The sequence below is a fragment of the Rhizobium sp. PAMB 3182 genome, assembly GCF_052908355.1.
In genome coordinates this window covers 15,113-33,288 of the sequence record NZ_CM128607.1, presented here as the reverse complement: position 1 = coordinate 33,288, position 18,176 = coordinate 15,113, and the positions used below count along the sequence as shown (strand labels likewise).

The following is an 18,176-nucleotide window of genomic DNA, read 5'->3' as shown; positions in this document are numbered from 1 at the left end:
GCGCGGGAGCCGTTCAGTGTGGATCTGTCAGGATCCGAGAAGCTTCTGGTAACGGGCCTGCACAGCCTCGTAGCTCTTGCGATCGAATTTCGGATTTCCGATCGTGTTTTCCGGCAAGGCGAGCTCGGCGCGAAGCGCATCGCGTTCGTTCTGTCCACCGCCGCCCGGCTGCTGCATGCCCGGCCCACCGGTGCCGCCGTCCATCCCGCCGCCCAGCGCACGCACCCATTCGAGGAAGCGATGGCCCTTGGCGCTGTCGCCGAGCATCGACTTGGCATATTCGGCATCTTCCGCCGAGATCCCGCCGCGCTTGGCGTCGAACTGCTTGGTGGTCGGATCGAGCCCCTTGGCGACGGCGGCGTCGAGATAGGCGAAGTTTTCGTTCATGCGCTTTTCGCGCGCCGCCTTCTGCTCGCCCTCGGAAAGATGCCGCGCCGTCTCCGGCACGAGCTCGGCGCGTTCCTTCGCCTCGTCGATCACCGGTTCCATCAATCCGAGCTCGCTGCCGACCGACAGGAACTGTTTCACCATGCCCTGATAGACGGGCAGCGGAATGCGGTTTTCCAGCGCATATTGCTGCATGCGGCCGGTGATCGGATCGTTCGCCAGCGTCTCGAGATAGGGCTTGACCTCGGCCGGCATGTCGTCGCCGAACTGGCCGTAAGCCTCGGCCGTCTCCGGCACCTTGTTTCCCGCGTCGCGCTCACGATAGCCGGCAAGCGCCTTCGCCATGTTGTCGATCGTCTCGGTATTGGTCTTGCCGAGAAGGCTGTCGGCCAGCCCGTCCGGCTTGTAGAGATCCCCGCCGGCTGCCGGCCCCGGTGCAGCCGACGGGGTGCCTGCCGATGGAGCCGGCGGGCTACCCGGAGCCGCGCCAGCAGGTGCGGATCCGGGATCGGGCGGTGCAGCGCCTGCCGGCGGATCGCCGGAGGGAGCGCCACCGCCGGGACCGCCGGATGGCGCGCCGCCCGACGGATCGCCGCCGCCGGCGCCCTCATCGGGCGCAAACAGCACTGCATCGAAAAAACTGATACGGTTGAGAAGGGTTTTCATCATCCAGCTCCATTCTGGGTTTTCGATTGATTGACGAGCTTGTGCCCCTCGGCGATCGCCGCCAGCACCATTTCGCCGTAGCCGTTGATCCCCTGCCGGAGGGCCGTGCGCAGGGCCGTTTCCTCGAATGTCGCGCCCGTCGCCCTCAGCGGCTGGCGGATGGAATTGTCCATCATCCATTCGAACATTTGGCGGCCCTGAGGCGTGCAGGACAGCCCGTACATGAAGCGCGCCAGCTCATCGTCAGGCTTCAGCGTGTCGACCTGCAGGACGGGCTTGAGCAGTTCCTCGACACCCTCCCAGCCATTGCCGGCCACGCCTTGCTGAAGCAGGTCGAAGGGCTGCGCCTCGCGGCCGGGAATGAAAGGGCCGTTGCTCATCACGCCGCCTGCCTCATGTCCTGCACCGCCACGTCACGCATCGCGCCGGGCGCCTGCTTGGCGGCCTCCTGGGCGAACATCGCGGCAAGCTGCTGCTGCTGCGCGCGGTCGATATCGTCCATGATCTGCGCCCTCTTCGCCTCGTCGGGGATCAGATCCTTGTCGATCTGCATGCCTTCGGCGATTTCGGCCAGCGCCTTGTCCTGGTCGAGATAAAGCGCCTTGCGTTCCGGCCCGGCCCACACGTCCAGAAGATCGTGATAGTTGGCGAGCGTCGCGATCCGGTCGGCATTGAGCGCCATCTGCATCGGCGATTTGACGGCCACCGACACGATCAGGTCGTCGATCCGCTGGACGTTCGGCAGCATGCCGAACTCCATCAGGATCTCGGCGGTGCGGGGCACGACGACGGGCATGATCTCGCGGACCAGCCGGCCGAACGCGCCGATATGGATGTTCGCGCGCTGCTGCAGCCGCCCCGCCATTTCCGAGGCCGAGCGCGGCGTGCCCTGATAGTCCGGAAGCCTTGTGTCGAACATCGCCGCCTTGACGTCGTCCTTCAGATTGCCGATCAGCATCTGCGCGACGTTGAGATTGCCCGCCGCCGGATCCAGCCGCTGCACGTCCGGCCCCAGCATGCCGCCGGTCGACTGCATGGCCCACATCTCGCCCGGGCCGAACCGCACCGTGTTCGGGTTGAACGTGCCACCGGCGCGGTAGCCCCAGATCCCGAGCATCGAGATTGCAGCACTCTTCAGCGCCAGTTCCTGCGCCTTGTTCAGCGTCTTGATCGTCGGCAGCGCCGTCAGGATGACGCCGCGGCCATAGGCCTCGCCCGGCACGCGGTAATAGCGGGCAATGGCGATCGGCTGCGTCCGGTAGCGCTCATGCGTGATCAGCGACGCCTCGTTCTCGATCCGCGCGCCGAAATGCCAGCCGCCGCCCTCACGACCGTCTCGCCACCAGTCCTGGTAGACCGTCCGTTCGTCATTCGGCTTGGTGCGCGCCTTTTCCTTGATGTCGTCGGAAAGCCGGCCGTTCGGCCAGGCCGAAACGATCTGGTCGAGCTTCAGCTGCTGCTTCCACGAAACGAGCACCACGCGCCCGAAGGCGTCGACGGAGATCGCCAGCTGGTCGAAGGGAATGCAGGCAAACATCACCGGCTGGTCGGGCGTGCCCTTGACCGGCAGGATCGCCGCCGTGCCAACGGCGAGATCGATGCACATTTCGTGCACCGCCGTATCCCAGTCGCCGGCCAGAAAGAACGGGTGCATCAGCTTTGCCGTGCTGGCGAGCTCGCGCTCGAAACGGCCGCGGTCCTGGTCGTTCAGCACCATTGAGGCCAGCGGCCCCGGCTCCAGCGCGAATGTCGGCATGCCGACGGGGAAGAGATCGCGCTGCAGGCTGCCGGCGAAATACATCGCCGACATCGGCGCGGTCATGTCGAAAAGCTTGTCCGGCCCCTTCGGCCGGCCGTTGACGCCGCCGGAAGGCCGGCGCATCGGCACAGCGAAATCATAGGCCTCCTGGTAGATCGTCGACCAGCCGGAGCGCGCGCCCCAGGCATTGTCGACGCGCGACTTCAGGACGGTCATGTCGACGTTGAAATCGCCCTGCATCAGGCGAGAACCGAGCTGGCGCTGCTGTTGCCCGGCCCGTCTTCGAAGAGACGCCGGCCCCGCGGCGCGCGACGGGTCGAACCGATCGCCTGGCTGTTGCGGTTGACCTCGGCCAGCTGCCGGTCATTCGCCACCTGCTGCAGCTGCCGGCTCTTTTCCGCTTCCTTCGTCGCGCTGTTGTCGCTGCTGCTGCCGCCGCCGAAAAGCCCGCTGACTATCTTCGTCATGCCGATCTCCTGTGAAAATCCAGACGCCGCCGCCCTCGGGCTGGAACCCGACCAGGCGCGCCATGCGCTCGCCCGTCCGGTTGCCTTCGGAGATCCGGCAGATCACACGGTCATTCTGGGCGACGGCCGAAAGCGTCAAATGCGCAATCCGGACGAGCTCGCGCATATGCGGCCGCGCCGCCTTCAGGATCGCCAGGCAGAATTCCCTCTCGCCCGCCTTGACCGGCACGAGATAGCCTACCGCCACCGCCGCCTCGCCATCCAGAAACGCCGCCGTGTCGCCCTTCTGCCGCATCCAGATCGCGGCCTTGCGCGCGAGCGCGCCTGCACCCGCGCACGTGAGGCAGGCCGTATAGCTCGCCGGAACCTCGACGCTCAGACGTCCCATACGTTGAAATCCGTCCGGCTCGCCTGCACCGCCCGATCCCGCCCCATCCGCCGATCCCGGGCGGCTTGGAGGCTCTGGACATTGGCCGGCAGCGAGTTGCGCGCCGCATCGCCGATCACCGCCGCCAGGCCGCGATAGCCGAGGCACCGATATTGCTCCGCATCGTGGGGGTGCGAATATTCGTTCTTGACGACAGCCAGCTTGTCGGTGCCATAGGCGCTGGCTTGTTTGGTCAGCTTGTAGTGCGCTGCAAAGCCGCCGATCATTCGCTTGCACCGCGGATCGACCTGATAGCGCTCGGTAACACCATCGATCCGCCCGGTCAGATACCAGCGCACCGCTTCCTGCCGGATCGCCGGCTCGTTTGACGGCGCCGGCATGATCGGGAAGCGCAGGACACCCTGCACCGTCTGGACCCAGTTGAACTCGCCAGTGACCGTGTCGCCGCCCATGAAGGCCGCCGGATCCGCCCAAATCCCGAGGATCGGCAGGCCCGGAAAATTGCGCATCAGCACATCGAGGAGCATTTCGGCAAAGCGTGACGGGCCCGTCCCGGGCTCGCTGACGACTTCGGCCAGCAGGCGCTCCTGTCCGTTTGGCTGCGGCTGCCCGATCGTGGCGGCGGGCGAGCCGCCGGCATCGATGCCGATCGTTATTCCGAGATTGGCGCTCGGCGTGATCGGCTGGTCGGCCACATGCCGCTGCTGGTTGAACTCCGGATAGACCGGCTTGCCGTCCTGCGCATAGCCAGGCAGCCCGTGCACCATGCGGCGCACGATATGATCGGGCTGCGTCGCCGCCTCGAGCTCGTAGGAGGAGCGCGGCTTGCCGGCGCGGTTCTCGGCGTTCGCGTCCAGGCCACCCGGCTGCACGAACAGCTTGTAGCCGGCCTTGCGCTTCTCGGCATGTTCGCCATAGCCGCAGTCGACGAGCAGCGGATGATCGATGTCGGGCGGGTTCATGTCGCCCCAGAAGACGCGCGGCAGCACCAGCTCGTCGGCCGCGACCGTCATGCCCATCTTCCGCATGGCCTCGCGCCCGTCCCTCGAGACGCGCTGGAGCTCCGACGGCGCGATTTCCTTCATCGGCGGATAGCGGCCGGTTCGCTGGAAGAGCAGGCTCGGCACGCGCGGGTCGAGGAGATCCACTTCGTTGCCCCAGGCGGCCGAAACTTCATAGCCCTTGATGTAGGCTTCGACGTTGTGATCGCCGATCGCGCCCGTCTCGAGGGTGAAGTCGACGAGCACCTTGTCGGCCCCACGCTGCGCCCACCATTTCAGCCGGTGCTTGATCGGCCTGTCCTGCCCGCCCTCGAGGCTGACCTGCCATGGATGGCCGGGCGGAAAGAGCTCGTGCCAGCTGGCAAGCGCGGTACGGGCGAAGTCGCGGTAGGTGTCGCGCACCACGACCATCTTGAAGCGCACCACGCCATCGCGGCACACCGGCATGTAGCTCGCCGCAAGCCGAGGCCCCTTGACGCAGCTGACCACCGTTTTCCCGGACCCTGCAGGCCCCATGATGATGTCGATCGGCCCGCGCGACACCAGATAGGCGCCACCAACCGGGCCGGGTTCTCGATAATGCTGTACATCCAGGGCCGCCATAAATCCTCGCCTTTTCCCGAAGCCCGCAGGCGCGCCCGCGCCCCGGCTGTCCGGAAAAGATTAGGTTCGCGCCGCATGCGTTCGGTCAGGCAAGGCCCAAAGGGGCCGTGTGTGTGACGGAGCACACCCATGGCGGGGGCCCCGGCGGCGGTTTTCAAACCGCCGCCGGGGCCCCCCACTGGCCGCACGGCACCCACCCCTGCCGTTTGCCGATACGCCAGCCGTTTTCCCGCGCGCGCGAGGCCCGGGCCGAACGGCACACCTGATTTATGATCAGTCGCGACATCAACGATTTCAGTGACTTATCTCGCCACATGTCGCACGCCGCGAATGTCGCACGGATCGACGTTGATTTTATTCGCTTTTTTCCGCTGGCCTGTCGAAGCGCGTCAGGTCGATCGTCTTCTCGTCGCGCGCTACGTGCACGTTCATCTCGCCGATGATCATCACGCCTTGCGGCGCATCGACCGCGAGCTCGCTTTTCGTCGGTGCCTTGCTCTCGAAGTATGGCAGCAGCTCGGCGTTCGCGGACTTGATCAGCTCCTGCGCCTTGAACATCAGCCCGGTTACGACGTCACGCTTGATTGCGCCGGCCAGCACCATCGCCTGCAACCATTCATGCGCCGGGCGGTTGTCTGGCGGCGGCGGCAACGCGCCGAGCTCCATCGCCAGCCCCGCTGGATCGGCGTTCGCCAGGGCGGCCAGGTTCAGGCCCGGATGCCGGTATCCCATCCGCATCAGCGTATCGCGAAACTCGGCGTTCGCCTTGTTCTTGGAGCCTTTAGGCCTCCCGCGCCCGGCTCTGGCGGCATTGATGGTTTCCGCCACATGGCGCACCGGCCCGGCGAAGAGCGCGAGCTGCTCGTCGGCTTCATCGAGCAACAGCGATGGCTGCTCGGCCTCGTCGTCGCCGCCGGCGAGCTGCTCGCCCAGGTCCTTCATGGCCGCTTCCGTCATCGCCCTGGTCGCGCCGACCTTCGCCGCCCTCTCCGGATCCGGCTCGATCGCCGCCGCGCCGGAATTTTCCGCCAGCGTGTGTGCCTCTTGAAGCCCCGAATTCCGGTCGCTTTCGTCCGCCACGGCTATTTCCCCTTTTGTTTATTGCGATTGTCGGTTCCGGCCACCGACAACCGGTGACAATCGCTTTGACAACCGCGAAAACCCAATGAAAACAGGAATATAATTCTACCAATTGTCGAATTGTCGTGTTTATCATCTCGCCTATACGCATGCGCGCGCGTATGAAAATCCATGTTATAGCGACAATTCGACAACCGCCTCTCCAAGCCTCTGATTTTCCTGATTTATCACGATTGTCGCTATGACAACCGATCGACAATCGTCGACAATCGCGCCGACGGGCGGACACCTGCTGCCGCCTTGCCCTCGACGGTAGCGACGATTTCGCCGCGTCAAGTGCCCGCGCCTTCTCTTGCGCCGAGTTTTCCGGGATGAGCGGCCCCGACCTGCCGTTTGCCGTCAGGTTTCCCCGCTCATCGGGCAGAAATCGGCGCGGGCTCCGCTTTTCTTCCCCTCGGGGCGGGGGTAAGGAAGAGTTCAGTGCGGCGGCACGATCTGGCGGAACGGATGACGCAAAGAGAACAGGGCGGGGGAAACGGATGACGACGAATGACGGCAATCACCATATCCACCTATGGAGATCTGGCGCGCTACGGCTACCGGCTGAATGTGTTCTGCCGCGCCTGCCAGCGCCATGTGACGCTTGATCCGGCCATGCTGCCGGCCGGCCGCTCCTACATCAATGATCGATACAGATGCCGGCAATGCGGTAGCAGCCGCGACACGAGCGGCACGATCGCCCCAGGCGGCACCTGGGACGGCTCGGGAGCCTATTCATGGGCAAAGGGCAAGGATTAGTGCAGCAGGCCGCAGGCGGGGAGTTTCAGGCGATACACTCGCCATCGTCTGCCTGGCAAAGGATGCCGTTGGTAGAGAGCGCGAATTCGCCCTGCCGATCCATGAACTCACGAAGTTCACGCCGGCTGTAACGGTCGCTGAACTGGTGATTGCGCTGGCATTCGTGCCGTTCCCACCAGGCATGACGGAGCGGCATGTCGCGAGCCAGAGAGGATAGAAACGCCTCCGATTTCAGGAAGCATCCGTCGCAGTTCCCGCCAACGGTCTTTCCCTTGACGATCGGCAACGCGAGGTCGAACGGCTGCGACTTCCAAAAGGCATGCACATCATGCTTTCCGATGCCGGCATCGCGCAGAGGCGTCCAAGCCGTCGACCGGTTATCGAGGTATGGCAATCGATGATCTTCATCGCTCCTAAACCCGATTGCCGAGTGCCAGGACTTCCACCCAAGGGAGACCAGATAACGTTTCGCCGTTAGGGTCTTGAGCTCTTTGGAGCACCACTTCTTGAACTGGTTGGGGAGCGCCTGCTTTTTGGCGATCAGCGCGTCGAACGGTTCGCCGTTTCTGGATGCGCCTTGATAGCCCACGATCTCGAAGAGCGGCTTTTGCGCCCGGTACTCCAGCCACGTGATCATCACGCGAAACCGACGGCCGACCTCTGCGACAAAATCGAGCGTCTGCGGCATTTCGCGGCCCGTGTTCTGGAAAGTCACCTCAACCCGCGACGGCAGATCGCCGTTTGCTTCTAGGATCTGGTGAAGCATGTATGCTGAGGTGCGACCGCCGCTGAACGCGATCTGGACGTTACCGGGAGGCAGTATGAAAGGCTTTCTCACTCCCGCAGAAACCATTTGTCCAGCTCCTCGAGGTCGACGAGCGTGACGTTCTTCGTCACGCGGTTGATGGTGACGTTCTTGTGCTTCCTCGACAGATCCCGCGGCACGATCGCCTCGGGCGCCTGGCGCAATGCCAGCGTCCAGCCGCCATGGTTGAATTCGCTGTCGCCGAAGATCCGGTTCAGCGCGTCGCTCGATTGCGGGATCGCCAGCGCATAACCCTTGCACGGATCGTTCTTTGGTCTAAGCCCGAGGCCGATCAGGCAGAGCCGGGCGCGGGCATCCTCGATGCCGACGATCTCGCCATCCTTGCGCTCCAGCTGCTCGATGATCTCGCCCACCGTCTGCCGCACGCCGGATTTGTAGCCCTCGACCTTGGCTTCCATGATCTTCTCGATCACCTCCTGCCATTTCGGCAGGCTGTCGGCCCGCTCGGCGGCCGTCGCCGCCTCCAGCATGTCGACCAGGTGGTCGATGTCGATCCGCGCCTCGCCGCGTACAGTCGGATCCTGCGGCAGGCCGGCGGTGATCATGCCGCCCTCGCCGACCAGCATCTCGGCGGCCGCCAGCACGGTTCCATAGGTGTCGATCGCGCGGGCATCCCAGCCGAGCCGCGGATCGGCGAGGACCCGCCGCCACTTCGGCAGCGTATGCCAATAAAAATCATGAAAGCCGTCCATCACCTGGCGAAGCAGCATCCGCCCCCATTCGTCCTGGATCACCGGCTGGCGCGTCTCGCCACTCTTCGAAAGCGGGTTGAGGTTGAGGATGATCATGCGCGTGCGGTCCTGCTGGCCGAGTTTTGGATGCAGGATCGCCGAAAAGATGAAGCTTGAGCGCAGCTCGAATTCCGTGCCGTCGCCGTTCGCCCCGCCGCGATAGCCCTTGGCGCCGGAATAGGATTGCCGGGCAAGCTCGATGATCGAGTCTTCCTTAGACGAGTTCTGCTTGCGCTCGAATTCGTCCACCGCCACCGGGCGGCTGTCCTGGCGAATGTTCTGGTAGATGCCGGCGGCCGTCGTGTTGGCGGTCGAATAGAGCGTGCCGCCGAAAATCGCGCGCAGGATCCCGTGCAGCGTCGATTTGCCGGTGCCGGCGCCGCCCATGGTGAAGAGGATCGGCCGCACGTCCAGCGCGCCACCCATGATGGCCGTTGCCATCCAGCCGAGAAACAGGATCGGATCGAGATAGGGCCGCTCCCACTTCCAGCTCTCCAGATCCTGCAGGATCTTGTGCGCCGGGCTGTCGTTGACGCCGATCGGCTCCTGCCAGGGGTGCAGCGTGTCGGCGGCTTGCGCGTAGAAATACCCGTCAAATTCGCCGGGCTTGGCCGCCTGCAGCTTCCAGCTCTTCGCCTTGTTCTCCCTGTCGGTCTCGATATCGACGGAAAACAGGTATTTTCCCGAATGCCAGATGAACTTGTCCTGCGCCTTCCAGCCGCCGCGGCCGCGCACGTTCTGCTGCGGATCGAACAGGCCTTTGCGGCCGGCCTCGGCAATGATGGCGATCTGCGCCTGGTCGCGCTGGATCCGCTCCACCTTCGGCGGCAGCGTCTCGCCGGTGGCGGGATCTTCCTTTGCCTTGCCGAAGGCCGGCCAGGCCCAGAACAGATAGTTCACATAGGGCGCAAACAGCCGCGCCAGCACCGGCAGATCCCAGCGGGTGATTTCCATGAGCTCGCCGATCGCCGAGATCGCATAGACCGTGTCGCCTTTCATGCCGAGCACGGTCACGGGGCAGTTCGGCGGCATGCCGTTATGAGGCGCCCCCGGCCACTGCCCGGCCTTGATCCCGTCGCGCATCAGGTTCGGATCCGGATCGACGAGCTCGGCCGTGGCGCTCACCGCCATCATGGCATCCTGAAAATGCGCCCGAATGCCCTGAATGCCGCCCTGAAGTTTCGGTTTCTTCGCCATGTCCGCCCGGTATGTCTGCCTGCATTGATCGTCTGGAATGAACCGCCGCGCGAGCAAAAGGCCGGCGCGGCGGGCATGGGTCTGGCGCCAGGGCGCTGGTCAGCGGCTATAGTCCGCGTATGTGTAGATGCCGATCGGCCCGTCGGTGGGCTCCCCGGTGTCGAGATCGACAACCGGCGAGCCCTTCAGGCAGTCCGCATGGCAGCAGCCTTCGGTGATGTCGGTTGCACACAGATCATCCGGCTTGAACTCGACGAGGCAGATCGGGCATTTCTCGGGTTCCTCCGCCATCACTTCGTCCCCCAGGTGTCGAGCGGCCCGTCGACCGTTTCCAGCGTCGTCTCCTCGATCGGCACCGGCTTTCGCGCCACAGGCTCGGCCGCTTCCGCCGCCGCGCGCGCCGCTTCGGCCGCCGCCAGCGCGTCGAGGTCGACGAGCACGGTCAGGAAGGCATTCAAGCCCGCCTCTTCCGCCGGCTGTAGTGGCCCCTTTTCGCGGTGGCCGGTGATCACCAGCTGCTGCGCCATGACCGCCGGCGTCGCCCGCTGACGTCCGATCTTGCGCACATAGGCGGCGAGCTCGATCAGCCCTTCCTCGGGGTAGAAGGGCTTGGGCTCGCGGCCGGAGAGATGCTGGCCGATCGCGCCGGCATAGGTATAGGCGTAATAGGCAGCATAGAGCGGCCCGTCGCGCTCGATCCGTTCGCCGGCGGAAAGCTCTTCTACGGCAGCCGTCTCCCCGGCGGCCATGTCGCCGGATCCGCCCACGGCTCCGGCGTCTGCCCCATCGCCTGCAGTACCCTCCGGTTCTCCATCCGGACCCACCGCAACGCCCGAAGCCGCTGCTTCAGCGGCAAGGTTGCCAGCAGTTCCGGATTGAGCACCATCGCCGTCTGTAGCTGACGGCGATGGATCAATTCCAGCTCCACCCGCATCTTCCGGATCTTGCCGACCAGGTCCTGCCGAACCTCCGGCGCCGTCTTGCTGCTGGCTGGCATGATCACTTGCCTCGAGGGGTTTCTGATCGCCTTCTCCAGCATTCTGTCCTGCATTCGGCGCATCCGTTCCGCCGTCGCCGCCACCGCTGTCGACGTCAGATCCCCGCCCAGCACTGTCAGCCTCGGCGGAAAGGGTTGCGTCCTCTCCGTCATTTGCGCGATCGTCTGCGCCTGTTTTGGCGTCGGCAATATCTCCGGCAGGATCGGAAGAGAGGCTGATATCGGTTGAAGTTGCCGTGCCTGCGGTATCTCCTGCTTCGGCTCCCCGCTCTTCGGGCAGCCGTTCGTCCGGATCACGCCGATCGGTTTCGCTTTCATCGTTCAGATCTCCTGCCCGTTCGGCTTCAGCGAGGTCGAGGCCATCAACCGGCGCCGGGTCAGCTGCAGAAGCGTCACCCGCCCCACCAGCAGGCTCGCCAGCTGCCGCTGAATGGTCTCCTGCAATTGCCACACCGTCGCCAGCCGCCGGCGTTCCTGCGCCGGATCCCGTTCCTGCGCCGGATCCCATTCGTTCGCCCACATTTGCCTGAGCAACTGGCGTTCCCGCACCGGATCCCATTCGTTCGTTTCCATCTGCCTGCTCCTTTTTCTTCTTCACCATGGTCTTGCTCCTTTCATGAGCCGTTAGCCGTCGCTCTCGATCATCCCGAGGGCGGCGAGATAGGTGTCGAGGATCGCCTGCTCCTCGAGGCGCTGATCCTTGTCCTTGCGGCGGATCGCGATGACCTGTTTCAGGATCTTGACGTCGTAGCCCATGCTCTTGGCCTCGCCGTAGACGTCCTTCTTGTCGTCGTTGATCGCCTTGTTTTCCTCCTCGAGCCGTTCGATCCGCTCGACGAAGGCCTTCAGCTGATCGCGGGCAATGCCGTGGACGTCGGCGCCCGAATTGCGCCCCGCGCCGGTCATGGTTCCACCTTCAGGATCTGGAAAATCGCCGCCAGCCAGATTGCGGTGGCAACCGCCATCAGCGCGATCAGCGCAAGCGCCATGAACACGTTGAACAGCGTCGCGCGCCGCGCGGCGCGCTCGCCCCGGACGAAGCAGACGCCGAACAATCCGTGCACCACGCGCAATTCATCGTCTCGATCGAGTTTTTCATTCATCATCAGTCTCCTGCATCATGTCGTTGAAATCCTTGCCGACGTGGCTCGAGATCGTCTCGATCGGCTTGCCATGGGCGGCGAGCGCCTCGAGCACGCTGTCGAACTGCTTGACCGCCGTCTTCTTTTCCCAGTCGTTGTCGCGCGCCACGATCACGGCCGAAACGCAGGGCAGCCACACCGGCGCCGATGCCATCAGGGAAAGCGAGCCGGCCGCCCAGACGCGCGCCTCGGGCAGCGCCAGCGCCAGCGACAGCCCGTCCTCGACGCCTTCGCAAAGCACGAGCGGCAGCGCCTGGCGCGCCGTTTCCGGCGGCTCGCCTTCCGGCCCGTGGGAAATCCGGATCATCGCCCCCTTGGCCTCGCCGAACATCAGCTTGGCGTTTTCGCTGGCGTCGACCTCCAGCTTGCGCGGCCCGAGCGGTGACAGAAACGTCATGTGCACGGCCGAGATCTGCCCCGCCGGCAGCCGCATGGCCGAAAGCACCGCCGGATAGGCCGGCCCGGGCTTCGCCTTGTAGCGCCGGCCGTTCTCGTTCGCCCAAAGCGCGCGCGGCCAGAATTCCTGTCCGCCGGCAAAGCGGAATGTCGCCATGTCGCGATGGACAATCCCGTCCAGCGGGCAGCCACGGGCGGCGAAATACGCCCGCCCCAGCGCCTCCGGCGTCGAGCGCGCGCCGTCCTGGTAGCCGGAAAGAAAAATCTCCTCGGCCGAGCGCATGCGCTTCAGCCGGCTTTCCTCGGCCAGCCGCGCCGCCTTGCGTTGCTCCTCCTCGGCCCGCCGGTGCATGTCGCGCCGCTGCTCGGGCGTCATGGTCCTGAGCCCGAGGAAATCGCGCGCCCAGGCCATGGCGCCCTTGAAGTCGGATCCGGTCAGATAGGCGACGAGCATGATAACGTCGCCCTTTTCGCCGGTGCGGTAATCCTTCCAGGCGCCGGTGTCGCGATCGAGCGCCACCTTGAATTCCGGGCTGCGGTCATGGTCCTGGGTGATCGGGTTGTGCGCCACCCACAAGCGCCCCTTGCGGCTCCCATCCGGCAGCAGCCGCCGGCAGACCTCCTCGATCCGGTCCTTCAGCCCCTGCTTGATCTCCGGAGTGTCGTTGATCATGGCGCAAACGCCTCCCCGATCGTGCCGAGCAGCGAGAGAAGCGGCGCCGGCATGTCGTCGTCCTCGTCGAACTCTTTCAGCCCCGCCGAAACGGCCGCCTTGCTCATGCCGGCCACGCGGCCGAGCGTCGCCTGGTCGATGTTGAGATGCACATTGCAGATGTAGAGGGCGCGGCGGCGAAGATGCGCGGCCTTCAGCCAGTCGGGATCGGCCGTCGCGCGGCGCGCCGGATCCGCCGACAGAATGAACTCCGGCGCAACCTCGGCATTGGCCGCCACCATGGCGATCACCAGCCGGAAGGTCGCGGCGATCGGCGCCTCGGCCGGGTCCAGGTCACCGCGCTTGATCCGCCCGATCGCCAGCTGCAGGCGTGAAATCAGCTTGCGCGTCACCGGCCGTTCCCCGGCGCGCAGGCTCCACAGATAGCGCGGCGCGCAGCCCGCCACGCGGCATATCTGGGCATCGGAAATCCTGTCGCGGTGCGCTTTCAGCATCAGCCTGTTGAAATCTTCGAATAGAGTGTCGTCGGACATTCGTTGCCTTTGAGAACCAAAGGCCGGACGCGAAACATTCCCGGCATGTCATGAAAAACGCCGGCGGCCGCCCCATGCGCCGCCGGCGGCAGTCGTCAGAAAACGATCGTCCAGTCGTCGGCCAGCATGTCCGTCTGGCTGGCAAGCCAGCCGACGACGATCGAGCCGTCGGCCGCCCGCATGTCGATATGCGGCAGAATGTCGATCTGCTCGGCACCTTCCGAGGCCCGGCCCAGTGCCGCACCGCCTCGCGCCTGGGCGGCGGTGATGACGGAGCCCGGCTGGATCGCCAGCCACATGCCCTTGCCGTTCCAGCCGGCGCGGGCAACCTTATGGCCGTCCTTCATCGCCTCGATCGCGTGGCCGAAGCTCATCGCCGTGATCGGCTGATAGGCCTTTTCGAACTGCGCTTTCGGCGTCCAGGTGATATAGCCGGCGCGGCCCGGCACGTTCGGTTCGCCGCCGTCGGTGTATTCGACGAGATAGCCCTCGTCGCTGCCATCCTCGTCGGGCGGCAGCGGCCAGCCGCGAAAATCGTCATAGGCCTTGCGCGTCATCGGCTCGGCCTTGATCCGTTTCGTTCCGTAAAATTCAGGCAACATCCGCTTGGTCCTTTCCTTGAGGTTGCGGTCACTTCCAGCCGGCGTAGACAAGGCACACGCCGACCGAAATCAGGAGGAACACCCAGAAGAGCGCCGCTAAGAACGCCAACGCGCCGCCGATCCCGGCGATCGCGAAGGCGGCGGCGGATATCAGCTTCAGGATGCCGGCAATGATGAGAATGAGCCCCGCGACGGACAGCATGTCAGAGCTCCGTCTTCGAGTGATCGGGCACGGGCGGCAGCTCTGGCGAAGGTTCCGGCTCCGGCGGCGCGGGCCGCGGGACTGGCGCATGGCCGGCAACCTCGTCCATCCTGCGGGAAACGGTCGCGACCATCGGCACGAGCTCGCGAAAGCGCTCGCTGCCCCGCTCTGTCCTCAGCATGGTGCAGACCAGCCGGATATAGGTCTCGCCCTCCGGAAAGGCATTCATCGTGCAGCGCCGGACGATGCTGTCCTGATACTTGAGCATCTGGGTATAGGGCATGCGCCGCAACACGTCTGCGATCGCCACCTCCCCCCGCGCATCGGCAAGCTTTTCCATCCATTCGACGAGCTGTAGGGTCATGCCGCGACACCCCGCTCATTGAGATCAGCAGTGTTGCCGGTCAGGCGCCAGCCTTGGCCCCAAAGCGTCTTGATCTGCACCGACGGCGGCAGCTTTTTGCGCAGTTTGCAGATGTAGACATCGATGACCTTCTCGCTGGGCGGCTCGCTGTCATTGCCATAGACCAGCGTCATGATGCTGTCGGCGGAAACGACCTTGCCGCAACGGCGCACCAGAACACGCAACAGATCCGTTTCCGTCTTGGTAAAGCCAAGGTCGGCGCGGAACGAAAGCTGCTCGCCTTCGATCGCAGACATGGTCTGCCGACGCGCTTCGTCGGCAACCTCTTCCAGCTCTGCCTGCCGCCGCCTCTCCTCGGCTTCCCTCTTTTCACGATCGATCCGGTCGCGTTCGCGATTGGCAGCCGCGACATGATCGGGCACGGCCGGCAGTCTCGGTCTTTTCAACGGATTGGTTTCATCGGCCCACGGCGGCAGCACGATTTCGACGGTCGCAATGTCGATCTTTTCGAATGTGCACGACTGCGCCTTCTCCGCCCGATCGACGAACTCGGCACGACGGCCGAGCCGCATTTGCCAGGCGGATGCATTGAAGGCGAAATTGCGCTCGCGCGGGATGATCTTCCCGTTCTTGTTCTTCTGCAGGCGGATCATGCCGAAGTCCGCATCCTTGCCGACCAGCAGAACAAACCGGTCGTCACGGGTGAACCCCAGACTGTCGAAAACCTCCGGCCTGATATAGACGTTCAGTTTTGCTGGCGCGCCGCGCATTTTCGTCAGCCCGGCGGAGATGCCTGTGTGATTGGAGGCCTTCGCAACCTCTTCAATTTCAACTTCTTCAAAGGCCATCCCTAGTTCCTCCCCTCCGGATCCTCGCCGAGCACGTCGGCCGACGGCATCACAATCCCGCCCGGCGAACGCGGCTGGTCGTCGCCCGTCTCGATCTTCGATGCCGCACCGCCCTTGTTCTGCTCGGCGATCCGGTCGAGCCGTTCGATCTCGGCGATGATCAGCGCGCCGGCCTTGACCAGGTCGCGGCGCTTGTCGGTGGGCTTCCACCATTTCAGATCCCAGGAGAGCGGCCAGAGCTTGGGGATCGCAAAGGCAGCCCCCTCTTTCCTCGCCAGCAGACGCGGCCGTGCGGCACTTTCGCAATAGGCGCCGGCGGCCAGCGCCAGTTCGCCCTTGCCGTGCCAGTCGTCATGCTCGGCCTTGAAGCCTTCATCCTCGATCTGCCGGCGGCGCTCGTCGAGAATATCGACCTCGGCGGCCGAAAGGATCGTGCCGTCGCTTCTGTGTTCGTCACTCATGCCATCTTCCTTTCCCGTTGCTCTTCCCGGAATTGCCGCAAGCCCTCGATCGTCAGATCGCCCAGGCCGGGCGCGACCTGGATGGCGACGAGGCCATTTGTGCGGGCGTAATCGCGAAACACCGCGCCCGGCCATTTCTGGTGGCGGACCTCGGCGGCCAGCAGCTCGACGAGCTTGGCGTGGAACGCCGCGTTTTCCTCGTAATCGGTCGGCGCCCGGCCGCCGGTGGCGATCAGATAGCTGTCGCTCATGCCGGCACCCCTTCCCGCTCGATCAGCGGGCCGGCGATATCGCGCGCCGCCTGCAGCGTGCGGGCAACGCTTGCCTCCGGCACATCGAGCAACCGGTGAATGTCGTAAGTGTCGAATTTTGCCGACCGCCAGAGCTCGATCGCGGCCTCGGCCTGTTCGTAGGAAAGCAGCGGCGCTTGGATCCGTTGGCGCATCATGCCGGCACCGCCGTCGGAATGTTCGTCAGATGCTTGCGGAACTGGTCGAGCTTCGTTTCGTCGACGGGGCGGAAGTAGTAGGCCGGGAAGAATAGTTCGGATGGCGTGTCACTGAATGGCAAAGTCGGATTGACGATTTCGGCCAGAACGATCGCCAACCCTTGCCGTATGAGCATCGTATCCCGGACCGTATAGATCGCTCCCTTGACCGGAAAACGATATGCGGCTTTGAACTGCTGAAACCAGTTCCACGCTTCGGCGCGGCGCATCTCGGCCTCAATATCGACGAGGCAAACCAACCGCTTGCCCGGCTGATAGTCGGCCCAGTTCATGCCGCACCGCCGATCTTGTCCAGCGCCTGCCGGCGCTCGTCGATCAGCGCGTCGAGCGCCGTCTTCAGCTTCAGCAAGGTCCGCTCGGACATGCCGCTTCGGCCGTTCTTGCGGGCGGTATAGGTCGTTTCGTGGACGCGGGCCCGGGCACACAGCTCCTTCTGGTCTATGCCAGCCTGCACGCGCGAAAACTCGATCTGTTCAAACATTCCAAATCACCTTGCAAATCAGAGTGCTTACTGTAATAAGCAGATTTGCTTATTCTGCAAGGTGTTTTTAAGTGACTGCGTTAGCACTTGCACAGTTTAATTTTGCGCGCATGGCATATGATCAGCGCGAAACAAAAGATTGGCTTAGAGAAATTGCCCGGCACATGAACCTGTCGCCGTCGCAGCTCGCCCTCAATTCGGGCATGGCCGCCTCGACCCTCACGCGCTACCTCAATGATAACTCCAACAGCGTGTCGATCACTCAGACGTCGCTGGAAAAGGTCGCCCTCTATTCGGGTTTCAAGATCGGGCAGTTCCCGGGCCGCACGCGCGGCCTGCAGGAGCCCGACGCCATCCCCTTCGGCCAGGACGGCGAAAGCAAGCCGAAATGGCTGGACGCCGCCGTCGCCGCCGCCAGGCAGGATCGCGCCGGCGTCGACGCATGGGTGATGAAGGGATCCGCGCTCGATGGCATCGGCATCCTGCCGGGTGACATCCTGATCGTCGACCAGAACCGCCGCGCCAAGGCCGGCGACATCGTGATCGCCCAGATCTCCGATTATTCGCTCGGCACCGCCGAGACCGTCGTCAGGCTCTACCAGACCCCGTTTCTGGTCAGCCACTCGCTGCGCCTCGGTCCGCAGCGACCCGAGCAGGTCGACGACGATCGCGTCGTCATCATGGGCACCTGCGTCGGCACAATCCGCAACCAGCATTAGTCTGTCGCAATCGGAACATTCACACTGAACTGAGCAGCGCTGCTGAATTCAGGATCGCACTGAACTCAGCAGCGCTGCAAATCACCGCCGTCGCACTGAACTGAGCAGCGCTGCAAATCACCCTTGCCGCACTGAACTCAGCAGCGCTGCTGATTGATGGATCCGCGCCCGGCAAACAGCCCATCACAGTCCAATCTCAGCAGCCGCACCCCAAAACGGACGGCGGGATCACAATGCTCGCTTACCGGGTGCCATAACGATCCTAAGCACCATTCAAAATTTACGCTTGCTCCTCTAAGCATTTTCGCTTATCGATATGCGTGCACGACCAATGTGGCTTAGAGAGG

28 protein-coding genes are annotated in these 18,176 nt (G+C 64.3%); 2 read left to right on the top strand and 26 right to left on the bottom strand.

The features are described from left to right. Nucleotides 1-27 precede the first annotated feature (27 nt). The 7 genes from ACU5AZ_RS00250 to ACU5AZ_RS00220 all read right to left on the bottom strand — a co-directional run bounded on the left by ACU5AZ_RS00250 (nucleotide 28) and on the right by ACU5AZ_RS00220 (nucleotide 6,351). Entirely contained in the window at nucleotides 28-1,056 is a 1,029-nt protein-coding gene (locus ACU5AZ_RS00250; protein ID WP_446824106.1) for a hypothetical protein, read from the bottom strand. After that, a complete protein-coding gene (locus ACU5AZ_RS00245; RefSeq protein ID WP_446824105.1) occupies nucleotides 1,053-1,433 on the bottom strand; it encodes a hypothetical protein in 381 nt (126 codons plus the stop codon). The genes ACU5AZ_RS00250 and ACU5AZ_RS00245 overlap by 4 nt, the downstream gene beginning before the upstream one ends. Further along, nucleotides 1,433-3,052 carry a portal protein gene (locus ACU5AZ_RS00240; protein WP_446824104.1) on the bottom strand — a complete coding sequence of 540 codons (1,620 nt, stop codon included), beginning with the start codon at nucleotides 3,050-3,052 and terminating at the stop codon, nucleotides 1,433-1,435. The genes ACU5AZ_RS00245 and ACU5AZ_RS00240 overlap by 1 nt, the downstream gene beginning before the upstream one ends. Continuing rightward, nucleotides 3,052-3,186, bottom strand: a complete 135-nt coding sequence (locus tag ACU5AZ_RS00235) for a hypothetical protein (protein ID WP_446824103.1) — start codon at nucleotides 3,184-3,186, stop codon at nucleotides 3,052-3,054. Before ACU5AZ_RS00235 ends, ACU5AZ_RS00240 begins: the two co-directional genes overlap by 1 nt. Next, nucleotides 3,176-3,667, bottom strand: a complete 492-nt coding sequence (locus ACU5AZ_RS00230) for a hypothetical protein (protein ID WP_446824102.1) — start codon at nucleotides 3,665-3,667, stop codon at nucleotides 3,176-3,178. The genes ACU5AZ_RS00235 and ACU5AZ_RS00230 overlap by 11 nt, the downstream gene beginning before the upstream one ends. Continuing rightward, nucleotides 3,655-5,271, bottom strand: coding sequence for a hypothetical protein (locus tag ACU5AZ_RS00225; RefSeq protein WP_446824101.1), 1,617 nt, complete (start codon nucleotides 5,269-5,271; stop codon nucleotides 3,655-3,657). The genes ACU5AZ_RS00230 and ACU5AZ_RS00225 overlap by 13 nt, the downstream gene beginning before the upstream one ends. Before the next feature lie 354 nt (nucleotides 5,272-5,625). Further along, entirely contained in the window at nucleotides 5,626-6,351 is a 726-nt protein-coding gene (locus ACU5AZ_RS00220; protein WP_446824100.1) for a hypothetical protein, read from the bottom strand. A 549-nt stretch (nucleotides 6,352-6,900) separates the two neighbouring features. Here ACU5AZ_RS00220 and ACU5AZ_RS00215 point away from each other — a divergent pair. Continuing rightward, nucleotides 6,901-7,149, top strand: a complete 249-nt coding sequence (locus ACU5AZ_RS00215; protein ID WP_446824099.1) for a hypothetical protein — start codon at nucleotides 6,901-6,903, stop codon at nucleotides 7,147-7,149. 25 nt (nucleotides 7,150-7,174) lie between these two features. Here ACU5AZ_RS00215 and ACU5AZ_RS00210 read toward each other — a convergent pair whose 3' ends face one another. The 19 genes from ACU5AZ_RS00210 to ACU5AZ_RS00120 form a co-directional block, all read right to left on the bottom strand. Next, a complete protein-coding gene (locus ACU5AZ_RS00210; protein WP_446824098.1) occupies nucleotides 7,175-8,002 on the bottom strand; it encodes a phosphoadenosine phosphosulfate reductase domain-containing protein in 828 nt (275 codons plus the stop codon). After that, nucleotides 7,984-9,903, bottom strand: a complete 1,920-nt coding sequence (locus tag ACU5AZ_RS00205) for a hypothetical protein (protein ID WP_446824097.1) — start codon at nucleotides 9,901-9,903, stop codon at nucleotides 7,984-7,986. The genes ACU5AZ_RS00210 and ACU5AZ_RS00205 overlap by 19 nt, the downstream gene beginning before the upstream one ends. Nucleotides 9,904-10,002: 99 nt before the next feature. Continuing rightward, complete coding sequence (locus tag ACU5AZ_RS00200; RefSeq protein WP_446824096.1) at nucleotides 10,003-10,194, bottom strand: hypothetical protein; 192 nt, start codon at nucleotides 10,192-10,194, stop codon at nucleotides 10,003-10,005. Further along, on the bottom strand, nucleotides 10,194-10,652 hold the full coding sequence (locus ACU5AZ_RS00195; RefSeq protein WP_446824095.1) for a hypothetical protein: 459 nt from the start codon (nucleotides 10,650-10,652) through the stop codon (nucleotides 10,194-10,196). The genes ACU5AZ_RS00200 and ACU5AZ_RS00195 overlap by 1 nt, the downstream gene beginning before the upstream one ends. After that, nucleotides 10,625-11,218 (bottom strand): hypothetical protein, encoded by a 594-nt coding sequence (locus tag ACU5AZ_RS00190; protein ID WP_446824082.1) that lies wholly within the window; start codon nucleotides 11,216-11,218, stop codon nucleotides 10,625-10,627. The genes ACU5AZ_RS00195 and ACU5AZ_RS00190 overlap by 28 nt, the downstream gene beginning before the upstream one ends. A gap of 3 nt (nucleotides 11,219-11,221) precedes the next feature. Then, on the bottom strand, nucleotides 11,222-11,473 hold the full coding sequence (locus ACU5AZ_RS00185) for a hypothetical protein (protein WP_446824081.1): 252 nt from the start codon (nucleotides 11,471-11,473) through the stop codon (nucleotides 11,222-11,224). A 51-nt stretch (nucleotides 11,474-11,524) separates the two neighbouring features. Then, a complete protein-coding gene (locus tag ACU5AZ_RS00180) occupies nucleotides 11,525-11,806 on the bottom strand; it encodes a DUF2312 domain-containing protein (protein ID WP_446824080.1) in 282 nt (93 codons plus the stop codon). Next, nucleotides 11,803-12,006 (bottom strand): hypothetical protein, encoded by a 204-nt coding sequence (locus tag ACU5AZ_RS00175; protein ID WP_446824079.1) that lies wholly within the window; start codon nucleotides 12,004-12,006, stop codon nucleotides 11,803-11,805. Before ACU5AZ_RS00175 ends, ACU5AZ_RS00180 begins: the two co-directional genes overlap by 4 nt. Next, nucleotides 11,996-13,111 (bottom strand): toprim domain-containing protein, encoded by a 1,116-nt coding sequence (locus ACU5AZ_RS00170; protein ID WP_446824078.1) that lies wholly within the window; start codon nucleotides 13,109-13,111, stop codon nucleotides 11,996-11,998. Before ACU5AZ_RS00170 ends, ACU5AZ_RS00175 begins: the two co-directional genes overlap by 11 nt. Then, nucleotides 13,108-13,644: a hypothetical protein gene (locus tag ACU5AZ_RS00165; protein WP_446824077.1), complete on the bottom strand. Its 537-nt coding sequence runs from the start codon at nucleotides 13,642-13,644 to the stop codon at nucleotides 13,108-13,110. Before ACU5AZ_RS00165 ends, ACU5AZ_RS00170 begins: the two co-directional genes overlap by 4 nt. A gap of 95 nt (nucleotides 13,645-13,739) precedes the next feature. Further along, nucleotides 13,740-14,246 (bottom strand): DUF2829 domain-containing protein, encoded by a 507-nt coding sequence (locus tag ACU5AZ_RS00160; RefSeq protein ID WP_446824076.1) that lies wholly within the window; start codon nucleotides 14,244-14,246, stop codon nucleotides 13,740-13,742. Between the two features lie 28 nt (nucleotides 14,247-14,274). Continuing rightward, entirely contained in the window at nucleotides 14,275-14,448 is a 174-nt protein-coding gene (locus ACU5AZ_RS00155) for a hypothetical protein (protein WP_446824075.1), read from the bottom strand. Nucleotide 14,449: 1 nt separating this feature from the next. Beyond that, nucleotides 14,450-14,812 (bottom strand): hypothetical protein, encoded by a 363-nt coding sequence (locus ACU5AZ_RS00150; RefSeq protein WP_446824074.1) that lies wholly within the window; start codon nucleotides 14,810-14,812, stop codon nucleotides 14,450-14,452. After that, the gene (locus ACU5AZ_RS00145) at nucleotides 14,809-15,660 is read right to left on the bottom strand and encodes a winged helix-turn-helix domain-containing protein (protein WP_446824073.1); all 852 of its coding nucleotides are present in this window, start codon (nucleotides 15,658-15,660) and stop codon (nucleotides 14,809-14,811) included. Before ACU5AZ_RS00145 ends, ACU5AZ_RS00150 begins: the two co-directional genes overlap by 4 nt. 2 nt (nucleotides 15,661-15,662) lie before the next feature. Continuing rightward, nucleotides 15,663-16,121, bottom strand: coding sequence for a hypothetical protein (locus ACU5AZ_RS00140; RefSeq protein WP_446824072.1), 459 nt, complete (start codon nucleotides 16,119-16,121; stop codon nucleotides 15,663-15,665). Next, nucleotides 16,118-16,372 (bottom strand): hypothetical protein, encoded by a 255-nt coding sequence (locus ACU5AZ_RS00135; protein WP_446824071.1) that lies wholly within the window; start codon nucleotides 16,370-16,372, stop codon nucleotides 16,118-16,120. The genes ACU5AZ_RS00140 and ACU5AZ_RS00135 overlap by 4 nt, the downstream gene beginning before the upstream one ends. Next, nucleotides 16,369-16,569, bottom strand: a complete 201-nt coding sequence (locus tag ACU5AZ_RS00130; RefSeq protein ID WP_446824070.1) for a hypothetical protein — start codon at nucleotides 16,567-16,569, stop codon at nucleotides 16,369-16,371. Before ACU5AZ_RS00130 ends, ACU5AZ_RS00135 begins: the two co-directional genes overlap by 4 nt. Continuing rightward, nucleotides 16,566-16,901, bottom strand: coding sequence for a hypothetical protein (locus tag ACU5AZ_RS00125; RefSeq protein ID WP_446824069.1), 336 nt, complete (start codon nucleotides 16,899-16,901; stop codon nucleotides 16,566-16,568). The genes ACU5AZ_RS00130 and ACU5AZ_RS00125 overlap by 4 nt, the downstream gene beginning before the upstream one ends. Further along, nucleotides 16,898-17,110 (bottom strand): helix-turn-helix domain-containing protein, encoded by a 213-nt coding sequence (locus tag ACU5AZ_RS00120; protein WP_446824068.1) that lies wholly within the window; start codon nucleotides 17,108-17,110, stop codon nucleotides 16,898-16,900. Before ACU5AZ_RS00120 ends, ACU5AZ_RS00125 begins: the two co-directional genes overlap by 4 nt. A gap of 164 nt (nucleotides 17,111-17,274) precedes the next feature. On the opposite strand from ACU5AZ_RS00120, the gene ACU5AZ_RS00115 reads away from it, so the two are divergent. Further along, nucleotides 17,275-17,829: a LexA family protein gene (locus tag ACU5AZ_RS00115; RefSeq protein ID WP_446824067.1), complete on the top strand. Its 555-nt coding sequence runs from the start codon at nucleotides 17,275-17,277 to the stop codon at nucleotides 17,827-17,829. The last annotated feature ends 347 nt before the right edge of the window (nucleotides 17,830-18,176 follow it).